Source organism: Streptomyces sp. NPDC005574, from assembly GCF_040605435.1.
In the GTDB taxonomy this organism is placed as follows: Bacteria; Actinomycetota; Actinomycetes; order Streptomycetales; family Streptomycetaceae; genus Streptomyces.
In genome coordinates this window covers 1-10,287 of the sequence record NZ_JBEXCW010000161.1, presented here as the reverse complement: position 1 = coordinate 10,287, position 10,287 = coordinate 1, and the positions used below count along the sequence as shown (strand labels likewise).

Below are 10,287 nucleotides of genomic sequence, written 5' to 3'. Positions count from 1 at the left end.
GACCTTGAGCCGGCGGACCTCGTCGCGGTGGTGGGCGTGGTCGCGAGTGCGGTGCCCGAGCGGGATGTCTCGCCAGGGCAGCTTCCTGACCTGGGCGTACAGGCCGGGATGGTTCTTCTTCACGACGGCCGCGTAGTACGACAGCGGGTAGGCCTCCCCCGTTGTTATCTGTCAAGACGGGCACGGGGCAAGACCCGTTGCACGGCGAACCTACAGATCCAGCGATCAGCCGGTACCACCCTGGTCCACCCGCGGTGCGGGCGGGAGGCGACTGCTTGCTACACAGAGAGGGAAGAGACCGCGATGGCTTTCGACCAGAAAAAATTCGATCGTGGCCGGAGGAAGGCGTTCAAACGTCTGGCGGCATACAGGGGACTGAAGCAGGGCGACAATCCCCATCTCCACATGGCCCTGAACGCTCTCTTCGACCGGATAGAGGAGGAAGGCCGGCAAATCAATCGGGGTGAAGCGCCTGTAGCGGATAAGGAAAAAGTTCACACAGCGATAAGAGCACTGAAAAATGAACACGCTTATTCGGTAAACGCCCAGTGGTGGCTGGACAATCAGGAAAAGTACCTCGAGAGCCGTCTTTGGGGAGAAGCTCGGATTGAGGCGGCCAAAGAGCATGTCCAGCACATTGGTGCATGGTCGAAGACGACCGGCCTGCCAGCAGAGCTGAGGTCCTACCTCACGCTGGAGAAGGTGCCCGGAGCGGCGTTCATGGACAACGTTGACTGGGGCTTCGATTATGACACCCCCTCACCCACGTTGAACTACATGTGGGGCGAGTCATCGCTGACCTTCATGGGCGGAGCCCGCGGAATTGTAGATGCGGACGTGTATCGGGGGATAGATGAATCTAGCGTACTGAACAAAATCGAGATGCCTGAGCTGCTGATAAAGATAGAAGCGGGTGAAGTTGCTGGCGTGACTTTCCACGTGCGCCGGAGGAACCAGCAGACGAGTGTACTGGATGAAACCGCAACGTACACCGTACGTTCCCAGCTTTCTTGGGATCAGATTCCGATGCTCGATCGGACGGAATCGTATCGCGTGGAGCAGGGCCGAGAGTACCAGACCCAACAGGTCTCACGCTCGATCCTCCGAAACCGCCAGGGCCTTCAGGGATCGCTTGACGATTTCACAGAAATAATCAACCGCGCGTACTCAGACCCCGACACGGCTGTCTTCATGACGGGCGAGAACGCGGCGTTCCCGTACCCGGAAATGAAGGTAACCCCTGAGCAGATGACAGGTTGGGAACGCCCGGCCGAGCGAAGCCTGAACGACAAGCTCGCCGTTCACTCGGCCGCGCAAGGAAGCATGTCCTCCGCGTCCACGGGGTCGGGCCCGCACGTCCCAGGAGACCACGCCAGGAGGGATTCTCACCAGACGACAGCTAGTGGGTACTCTTCCGAATCCGGTAATTTCCTCGCGCCAGTGAACACCCTCGCCAGCGACGAGTGGGGAATGTTTATGTCCCCTGATTCCCTCCAGCAGCTTCCGACCGATGGCCGAACGATCTACTCCTATGAGGGAGCCACTAATCCGGTGACGACGGGGCAGTTGCCCAACCCGGAACATGGATTCGAGTCGGAGTATGGATTCGGGGATGAACTGTTGTCGCCCATGTCTCAGTTGAGTATGTTCCCACCCGGAGAACTGGATCCCACACCGGGCAACGGGCAGGACTATTTTGGGGCGTACTACCAGCACAATGTGAGCAACCCGCCCGTCACTCAAAACCAATACGAAGAGGACGGTGCAAGTGGATTATACGCTAGCCACAATCCGACAAGCGGCTACGAGCATCCGGTACAAGGTGGGTACGACACTCAAGGCAGCACCTCCTCAAGCGAGGGGTTCGGCGAGCCGCTGGCTCGGGTTCCGGCGCGAAGGCGGAGACGCTGAACCTTTCCCAGCAATAGATCACGGCGTTGTGTGATTGTTCAGATGGTGCGGTCGTACTCAAGTTGGACCAGTACGAGGGCTGCAGCGGCGATCTTCGTGATGCGGCGGGGCTCGAGGCTAACTGACGTTGTGGCGGTGGTGTCGTCACGGTGAGGCCGGTTTCGGCGAGGCATCCGGCAACGAGGTTGCTGCGGCACTGGATCTGGCGGAGACCGTGCCGGAGCGTGCGCATGAGGTGGTCAGGGTCGGTGAAGGCAGTGTTGGCCTGGCTGCTGCGCCGCAGCAGGGACCAGATGCCCTCGACGGCGTTAGCCTGGCGCTTTCATGAGCATGCTCGGCCATGTCCTAATCAAATAAGCGGAGAGTGCTCCTGTCCTGCAACGATGGGACTTTTCTAGGGTCCTGTTGCAGGGCTTGATCAAGTTCCGTAGGTGTCCGGATCGTTGGTGATGCCCAGGATGGGGAGTGCTCGTTGGGGCTCGTCGCGGATCGCCCGGGTGGTGGCGATGTTGTCGGCTCCGAGGGTTTTCAGCACGCCGATGGCGAGGTTGCGGAGGGTCGCCATGGCCCGTGGCGCAATCCCGGCGTGGACGGTGGAGGCGTCCTCGGCGGAGGTGACATCCCTGATGTGGTGCGAGGAGTTCTCCACTCCCCAGTGCCCGCGAATCGCGGAGGCCAGGTCGGCGGGCCCGGCTTGGTGGGTGTCGAGGCTAGTGACGGCGTAGACACTCTCATGGGTCTCACGCCGGCCGGTCTGCTTGCGGCGGCGGTGGACGCGGATGGCCAGGCGGGCGTGGGGAAAGGCCATTCCGCCGAGCTCGCCGGTGATCCCGCAGGTCTTGATCGAGCGGGACTCGCGGCGTCCGTGTCCGGCCCCGGATGCGGTGTGCTGGACCGCGATGGACTGCCAGGGCAGGGCGGCGAGTTGGGCGTGGGCGGTCGGCTGGTTGATCTTGATCACGGCGATGTAGTGGGCCTTCTTGGTCTCGACCAGCCAGGAGATGTTCGCCTTGACCGAATGCAGGGCGTCGAAGGTGACGACGGTGCCGGTCAGGTCCAGCGGTGCCAGCAGCGGCCGGAAGTGTGCGGTTTCCTTCGTCTTCGCGCCGACCTCCAACTGGGCGAGGGTCACGACGGTGCCGTGAGTGACCGCGGAGAGCAGATGCCGGCGCGACGCGCGGGCTGAGTCCTTATGCCTTTTCAGCGTGGTCATCGATCGGGTGACGACGGTGGTGGGGCCGTGGCAGTAGAACGGGCGGGGCTCCCAGGCAGTTGAGGGAGGTGTCTGACATCTCATCTCGGTTGCCGGGGAGGCCCGTTGCTTACGTATCCTGCCGCACTTGACCTTCCGCACGCCCTGGTTGAGGCGGTGACGATGGTGATCGTCCTCCGTGAGGGTGACCGGTGGTGCAAGCTGTCTCCGCACCAGCGTGCCCTGGCCGCGCTGGTGTACCTGCGCCAGCACACCACCCTCGCCCAGATCGCGGCCGGCTTCCGCATCAGCGTCGGCACCGCCCACGCCTACGTCCGCTCCGGCGTGGCCCTGCTCGCCCGCCGAGCGCCAGGACTCACCTGTGCTCTGCGCGAGGCGAAGGCACGCGCGGAATACGTGCTGGTCGACGGCACTCTCGCGGAATGCGACCGGGTCGGTGACGCACGCGGCGACTACTCGGGAAAGCACCGTCACCACGGAGTGAGCGTCCAGGTCGTCACCGATCCCGACGGCACGATCCTGTGAATCTCAAGGGTGCTACCCGGCCGTACCCACGATCTCACCGCGGCCCGCAGACACCGCATCGTCGACACCTGTCGCCGACTGGGCATCCCGGCCCTGGCCGACCTGGCCTACCTCGGAGCCGGCGGCACCTTCGTCACCGGCCGACGGTGCCGCCCCGGCAAAGAACTCGGCCCCCGCCAGAAGTCGCTGAACACAAGGCCCACGCCCGCCTGCACTACCCCGCCGAGCGAGGCATCGCCCGCCTCAAAACCTGGCGGATCTTCCGCAAAGCACGCTGCAGCCCCACCTGGCTCACCACCGCGGCTAAAGCCATCCTCGCCCTGGAGAGCTACCGCTGAAAAGGCTCATTTCCTGAAATTCCCTTATCTGCGCTCAGGCTGGCCCGGTGGATGGCGGGCGAGGTGGGGTTGGGGTCGCAGGACTTTCCTGGGCAACCGAGCTGGATGACCGCCTCCGGTTCCGTCCCGAGGGGCTTGGCGACGAAAGGCTCACGGAGGGCCGATTCCCGCTGATCACCCCTGTGCGTGAGCGAAGGACCGGGTAATAGGGCCGTCTACGACGGGGTCCGGCTACCCGGTCTGTGCGCGTGCGGGAACGAAGCGAGTGGCTCGTGCGTGAGCGCCGGCGTCACCCGTCGCTGCTTTGGTGGGCGTTCAGGCTTTCGAGAAGCGCGATGTCGTGACGGTCGACGTCCCTGAGCGAGTATCCGCTGCGGAAGTCGAGTTGTTTCGAGACCGACAGGCACGGGACGGCGCGGCCCTGGAGGGTCCCGACGGTGAAGGCGCCGTGCGGATAGAGGAAGAAGCCGCCGTCGAGGTCGGCCTGCCGCCCCACTCCTTCGGCGTCGAAGGCGACCGGATGCAGGTCCACCCAGCGCCGCCCAGGAGCCGCGAGTTCCACACGCGTAGGACGCTGTTCCGTCTCCACCCGGTACCCGAACGCTTCTAGCGCGTCGACTGTCGCAGTCTCGCTCGTGGCGTCCAATGCGAGGTCCACATCGCGGTGTTGGCGCGTCTGACGTCCCACGAGGACGTCCACTCCCCACCCGCCGGCGACCCAGTACGCAGCGTCGGCGGACTCCAGGGTGTCGAGCAGGTCGAAGAGGTCAGCGATGTTCATCACGCCAACCCAACCAGGAAGCCGAACCGTTCGCAAGATTCCTATTAATCCATGCAAAAAGTGAACATATGCGCGACGTGGTGCTGTGGTCTCTGTGTCGGAAGCCGGCCCACTGGTAGGTCTTGGAGGTAGGACAGTCTTGAATTTTCGAAGTTCTGTCATTAGTTTGCTTATCTAGTCAGCTCATCCGACCTAAAAAGGTGGATAACTTGCTGTACTTGGACTCAGTCACCGCCGAGCACTGCACCGACTGGTTACAGACCGGACTCATCCATGGCGTGACCACCAACTCGACCCTCTTAGCGAAGGCCGGCGCCACCTCGGTGTCCTCGACCGTCAAGCGCATCCTTGCCAGTGGGACCGCCGAAGTGCATGCGCAGGTCCTCTCGGAAGCGGACGCAGAGGCCGCTCAGCAGGCGATGGCACTGGCCAGTCTCGATCCGCGGGTCCGGGTGAAGATCCCGTTCGTGACGTCGGGAGGACGGTGCAGGGCGGGACTCATCCGTCGCGTGCGTGACGCCGGGGTCAAGGTGAACATCACCGTCTGCACCTCACGCGCCGAGCTGTACGCGGCGCTGTTGTTGCATCCCGAGTACCTGAGCCTTCTTTGGTGCCGCACCCGCGACGCGGGGGAGGACCCCGCTCAGGCGGTCCGTGCCGTGGCCGCCCGGCGTGACCAGACCAGCGGCGATACGCGCCTGGTCATCGGCAGCATCCGCGAACCCGCAGACGTCACCGCGGCGCTCGACACCCCCTGCGACATCGTCACCGTGCCACCGGCTGTCCTGGAGCAGTGGATCGACCATCCACGCAGCGTGGAGATGGCCCGTCAGTTCGCCACGGACGCCGAGGGACTCGTCGCATGACCATGGGCCCCGCGCAGGTGCCGTTCGCGGCGCCCCTCATCGGCGAAGAGGAGATGTCCGCCGTCACCGAGGTACTGCGCAGCGGATGGATCGGCACGGGCTCCGTCGCGCGGGACACCGAGAGCCGCTTCAGCCGCTACCTCGGCGTCGAGCACTGTCTGCTGCTCAACTCCGGTACCGCGGCGCTGCATCTCGCACTTCTGGCGCTCGGGGTGGGGCCGGGCGACGAAGTCATCGTGCCCACGACGACCTTCACGGCATCGGCCGCCACGGTTGTACATGCGGGCGCCATCCCTGTGCTGGTCGATGTCGAGCCGCACCGGCTCACCATCGACCTGGACCAGGTGCGACAGCACCTGACCAGCCGCACGCGCGCGGTGATGGCCGTTCACTTCGCCGGCCGCATGGCCGACATGCGGGCACTGCGCCGGCTCTGCGACGAGCACGGTCTGGCCCTCATCGAGGACTCGGCCCACGCCCTGCCCGCCGAACGTGACGGTGTGACGCCCGGCCGGCTCGCCGACGCAACGGCGTTCTCGTTCTTCGTCACCAAGCCACTCACCAGCGCCGAAGGCGGCCTTCTGGTCTGCCATCGCGCGGATTTGGCGGCGAGGGCCCGCACGTTGAGCGCCCACGGCATTGACCGCGACGCGTCGGCGCGGCATCACTCGGGACGCTCGCCCCACTACGACGTCGTTGCGGCCGGCTTGAAATACAACATGCCGGACGTTGCCGCGGCGCTGCTGCGCTGCCAGTTGGATCGCTGCGAGGCGCTGCACACACGCCGTCGTGCGATCGCGGAGCGCTACGCGAAAGGTTTCGCGTCCCTGCCCGGCCTGCTGCTGCCGCTCGCCGACACCGCATCGGACCGTTCGTCGTGGTACCTCTACGCCGTCCAGTTGCCCGAGGGCGTCGACCGTGACGATGTGGGGGACCGACTGCGCCGGCGCGGCATCGGGACCAGCGTCCACTTCAGACCGCTGCACCAGTTCAGCTACTACCGTGCCGAACTGCCGTCCGCCGCCGATGCCTTCCCCGTCGCCGACGCCGCCTACCGAAGGGTTCTGTCGCTCCCGATCTTCCCGGCGATGACGAACCAGGACGTGGACCGCGTCATCGCGGCCCTGACCGACGAACTTCGGCGCGCCGCCGGTCCGCGATGACCCAGTTGGTCGTTCTCTGCGGCGGGCTCGGAACCCGGATGGCCTCGGTCAGCGGTGGTGTGCAGAAGTGCATGCTTCCCGTCGCCGGCCGTCCCTTCCTGAGCCACGTACTGGACCGGGCCGTCCGGCCGCCTGTCGACCGGATCCTGCTCCTTGCGGGACACGACGCCCGCTCCGTACGGGAGCTGGCCGACGCCTGGCAGTCGCCTCACCGGGGTGAGCTGTCGCCCATGCCGCTTCCCGGAGTAGGCCCAACCCGAGCACCCCTTCACGTGGAGGTCCTCGTGGAAGGCGCGCCCGCCGGTCCCGTCGGTGCGTTGCGCGAGGCGTTGTCCCGCCTCGACGAGGAGTTCCTCCTCGTTCTCGGTGACGTCCTTCCACCCGACAGAAGGGATTTATGGCAAGCCCTCAGCGGCACCCTGCGTCGACAGCGGGCACAAGCCGTCATGTCGGCCGCCCCCGCCAGCCGTTCACACGACCCCGGCAACATCAGCGTCGACGGTCCGTGGATCGACCGTTACGACAAGGGATCCGGCGCGCCGTACATCGACCGCGGGGTCCGGTTCCTTCGCCGCGACGCCCTCAAGTGCCATCCCGGCGACAGCGATAGCCCGTTCTTCGGAGCCCTGGCCGCCCAACGTGGGCTCGCCCACTGGATCTGCGACGAGCCGATCGTCGAGATCGGCACACCGGATCGCTGGCGGCACGCCTGCGCCACGCTGGCCGACCTTCCCAGCGGGCCGTACGCCACGCCCTCCCGAGCCGAGAGACAGCGCCGATGACAACGGTCCGCAGTTCCGCTCCGATGCGCATCAGCATCGCCGGCGGGGGCACAGACCTGCCCGAGTACTACCGCCACGGCCCCACCACCGTCGTAGTGGCTGCCCTGCCGCTGCGTGTTCACGTCAGCGTCTCCGACCGGCCGACGCGCGCGCTCGCCGGGCTGGACCCGACAGGCACCCCGTGGCACTACCTCCTGCCGCCCGCCGATACCGCGCGGCACCCGTATCCCGCGGCCGCGGCGGTGGTCCTCGGGCTCAGCAGCCTGCCCAGCATCGCCGTGGGCTCCCTCGTACCGCCCGGTTCGGGCCTTGGTGGTTCCGGCGCCTACTGTGTCGCCCTCGTCGACGCGCTCGCTCGCTGGAGCGGTCGCACGCTGTCGCCGCACAGGACCGCCTCACTCGCGTTCCGGCTCGAACGTGAAGTCCTCGGCCGCACGATCGGACAGCAGGACGCCTGGGCAGCCGCGCTGGGCGGCGCGCAGCGCCTCCGCTTCGAACCCGACGGGTCCGTCACCGCCACCCCCAGTCCCGCCCTGAGCTCGGCGCTGGCCTGGCTCGTCGACAACGGCCTGCTGCTCTACCGCATCCCCGGCACCCGCGACGCCTCCCGCGTCCTGTCCCGGGCTCCTGAAGTCACCCCCGAACACCACCGCCAGGCGACGGCCGCCGCCGCGCTCACCGAGGAAGCGTTCCTGAGCGGTGACATCGCCGTGGTCGGTGCGGCTCTGCGAGCGCACTGGGCCCGGAAGATCGCCGCCAACCCGGCCACCGACCATCCCGTGTGCCGACGGATCGCGGAAGCCCGGGATACCGATGCAATAGGCGGGTTCAAACTGATCGGCGCCGGAGGCGGTGGACACGTACTCATCGCGGCCGACCCCGCTCGCACCGATCGAGCCCGGGCCTTCCTGGACGGCCTCGGCCTCACCCGCGTCCCCTTACAGATCTCCCAACAAGGCCTGCACAGCACACGGTCGACGGCAGAGCTCGGCCGATGCGAGGGGGACACATGCGCGTCGGCGTGATCGGTGCCGGGCTGCAGTGCGGGCGGCGTATCTCGGCACTGGAGCCGGACGACGAGTTGGTCGGCATCGCCGCACCCGTAGCGGACGAGAAATGGACCCGCACCCATTCCGTCAGGACCCCGGTGTTCGACCACTGGGACCAACTCCTCGCGCAGCCCCGACTGGACGCGGTGATCGTAGCGACGCCCCCCGACACGCACCTCGCGGCGACCGTCGCGGCTCTCACTGCCGGCACACACGTCCTGTGCGAGAAGCCGCTCGCCCGCAGCAGCGAGGAGGCAGCCCGGATGGAGGCCGCGGCACGCGATCACGGCAGAGTCCTGCACTGCGGGTTCAACCACCGCTTCCACCCCGCCGTCCGTGCTCTGGCCCGGATCGTCACCGATGACGCATACGGCAAACCTCTCTCAGCCCTGGGCGTGTACGGCTATGGCATCCGCGAGGGCTACTCCGACGAATGGCGCGCCGACACGGGCGTCGTGTCGGGCGGGCAGCTGATGGAACAGGGCATTCACCTCATCGACCTGATCGACGCACTGCTGTGGCCGATCGACGACGTGATCGCCCACACCCAGCACTCGTTCGGCCTGCCGACCGGCATCGAGGACGACGCCCACCTCATGCTGCGATCGGCCGCCGGCCAGGTCGCTCTGGTCCGCAGCAGTCTGAGCCAGTGGCACAACCGCTTCCTGTTCGAAGTCACCTTCGAACGGGCCACCGTGCGGATCGACGGCCTGACCGGTTCCTACGGTGAGCAGACCCTGACGGTCGAACACCGCGACGACGGGCCGTTTAGCGCGCACGTGACCCGGTTTCGCGGCGCCGACCGGTCTTGGGCCGCGGAATGGGCCCACTTCCGCAAGGCGGTCGCACAGGATCCCGCGCCGTCTCCTGACCCGGCCGGCCGACGTGCCCTCTCCGTTGTCGAGGCCGCCTACCGCTCCACCCACGCCGGCCGCTGGACCCCCGTCACGAAGGAGACACCATGAGTCTGTCCGGCATCACAGCCCTCCGCGACGCCGCCGCCACCGCGACGGCCGGCCTGGACACGGACGCGCTCACCGCGGCCGTAGGGGTGCTCGCCGACTGCCGTGCCACTCGCGGTGTCGTCCTGACCGCCGGGATCGGCGGATCCAGCTCCACCGCCTCCCACTTCGCCGCCGACCTGACCAAGTTCACCCGCACCCCCCTCGAGCCGCATCTGCGCGCCGTCGCCCTGCTGGACAACATCGCCTGCCACACGGCATGGACCAACGACGACGACCCCGGCCTGGCCCTTGCCCACCTGGCCGAACCATGGCTGCCCAGCCACGCCGGCGCCCGCGACGCCGTCGTGCTCTTCTCCGTGCACGGCGGCGCCCGCGACGGCTCCGTCTCACGCGCCCTGGTGGAGCTGGCCGCCTTCGCCCGCGAACAGAACGCCACGGTGATCGCCGTAACCGGATTCGACGGGGGAGCCACCTCCGATCTGGCCGACGTGCACATCAACGTCCCGCTGGACCGCGAGCCGCTCGCCACGCCCGGCATCGAATCCGTGCACCTTCTCGTCGCACACGCCCTGTGCCTCGCCCTCACCGATGGAGAAGAGCGTTGACTTCCTCTCCCTCGTGAACGAGGGGGATTCCTACGGCTCGCGCCGTGGGGGTTTCTGCTTCATAGCCGACTGCCCCGTCCGGGAGGACT

9 protein-coding genes and 2 pseudogenes are annotated in these 10,287 nt (G+C 66.8%); 8 read left to right on the top strand and 3 right to left on the bottom strand.

Going from position 1 to position 10,287, the window contains the following annotated elements:
* Positions 1-303 precede the first annotated feature (303 nt).
* Positions 304-1,911, top strand: coding sequence for a hypothetical protein (locus ABZT03_RS41420; protein WP_356048991.1), 1,608 nt, complete (start codon positions 304-306; stop codon positions 1,909-1,911).
* 145 nt (positions 1,912-2,056) lie between these two features.
* On the opposite strand, the pseudogene ABZT03_RS41415 reads toward ABZT03_RS41420, so the two are convergent.
* Both ABZT03_RS41415 and ABZT03_RS41410 read right to left on the bottom strand, forming a co-directional pair.
* Positions 2,057-2,221 (bottom strand): annotated as a pseudogene (locus ABZT03_RS41415) (IS630 family transposase); the annotation flags it as partial.
* 108 nt (positions 2,222-2,329) lie between these two features.
* Positions 2,330-3,124 (bottom strand): ISAs1 family transposase, encoded by a 795-nt coding sequence (locus ABZT03_RS41410; protein ID WP_356048988.1) that lies wholly within the window; start codon positions 3,122-3,124, stop codon positions 2,330-2,332.
* A gap of 105 nt (positions 3,125-3,229) precedes the next feature.
* Between ABZT03_RS41410 and ABZT03_RS41405 the strand changes: the two are divergent.
* Positions 3,230-3,987 (top strand): annotated as a pseudogene (locus ABZT03_RS41405) (transposase family protein).
* Between the two features lie 289 nt (positions 3,988-4,276).
* Here the strand turns inward: ABZT03_RS41405 and ABZT03_RS41400 are convergent.
* Positions 4,277-4,768, bottom strand: a complete 492-nt coding sequence (locus ABZT03_RS41400) for a hypothetical protein (RefSeq protein ID WP_356048986.1) — start codon at positions 4,766-4,768, stop codon at positions 4,277-4,279.
* Positions 4,769-4,986: 218 nt separating this feature from the next.
* Between ABZT03_RS41400 and ABZT03_RS41395 the strand changes: the two genes are divergently transcribed.
* Genes ABZT03_RS41395 through ABZT03_RS41370 form a run of 6 tightly spaced genes read left to right on the top strand, consistent with a single transcriptional unit; the run spans position 4,987 to position 10,198 of the window.
* Entirely contained in the window at positions 4,987-5,634 is a 648-nt protein-coding gene (locus ABZT03_RS41395; protein ID WP_356048984.1) for a transaldolase family protein, read from the top strand.
* On the top strand, positions 5,631-6,797 hold the full coding sequence (locus ABZT03_RS41390) for a DegT/DnrJ/EryC1/StrS aminotransferase family protein (RefSeq protein ID WP_356048982.1): 1,167 nt from the start codon (positions 5,631-5,633) through the stop codon (positions 6,795-6,797). The genes ABZT03_RS41395 and ABZT03_RS41390 overlap by 4 nt, the downstream gene beginning before the upstream one ends.
* Positions 6,794-7,579 carry an NTP transferase domain-containing protein gene (locus tag ABZT03_RS41385; RefSeq protein WP_356048980.1) on the top strand — a complete coding sequence of 262 codons (786 nt, stop codon included), beginning with the start codon at positions 6,794-6,796 and terminating at the stop codon, positions 7,577-7,579. The genes ABZT03_RS41390 and ABZT03_RS41385 overlap by 4 nt, the downstream gene beginning before the upstream one ends.
* A 23-nt stretch (positions 7,580-7,602) precedes the next feature.
* On the top strand, positions 7,603-8,604 hold the full coding sequence (locus tag ABZT03_RS41380) for a hypothetical protein (protein WP_356048978.1): 1,002 nt from the start codon (positions 7,603-7,605) through the stop codon (positions 8,602-8,604).
* Positions 8,589-9,593, top strand: coding sequence for a Gfo/Idh/MocA family oxidoreductase (locus ABZT03_RS41375; protein ID WP_356048976.1), 1,005 nt, complete (start codon positions 8,589-8,591; stop codon positions 9,591-9,593). The genes ABZT03_RS41380 and ABZT03_RS41375 overlap by 16 nt, the downstream gene beginning before the upstream one ends.
* Positions 9,590-10,198: an SIS domain-containing protein gene (locus tag ABZT03_RS41370; protein WP_356048974.1), complete on the top strand. Its 609-nt coding sequence runs from the start codon at positions 9,590-9,592 to the stop codon at positions 10,196-10,198. The genes ABZT03_RS41375 and ABZT03_RS41370 overlap by 4 nt, the downstream gene beginning before the upstream one ends.
* The last annotated feature ends 89 nt before the right edge of the window (positions 10,199-10,287 follow it).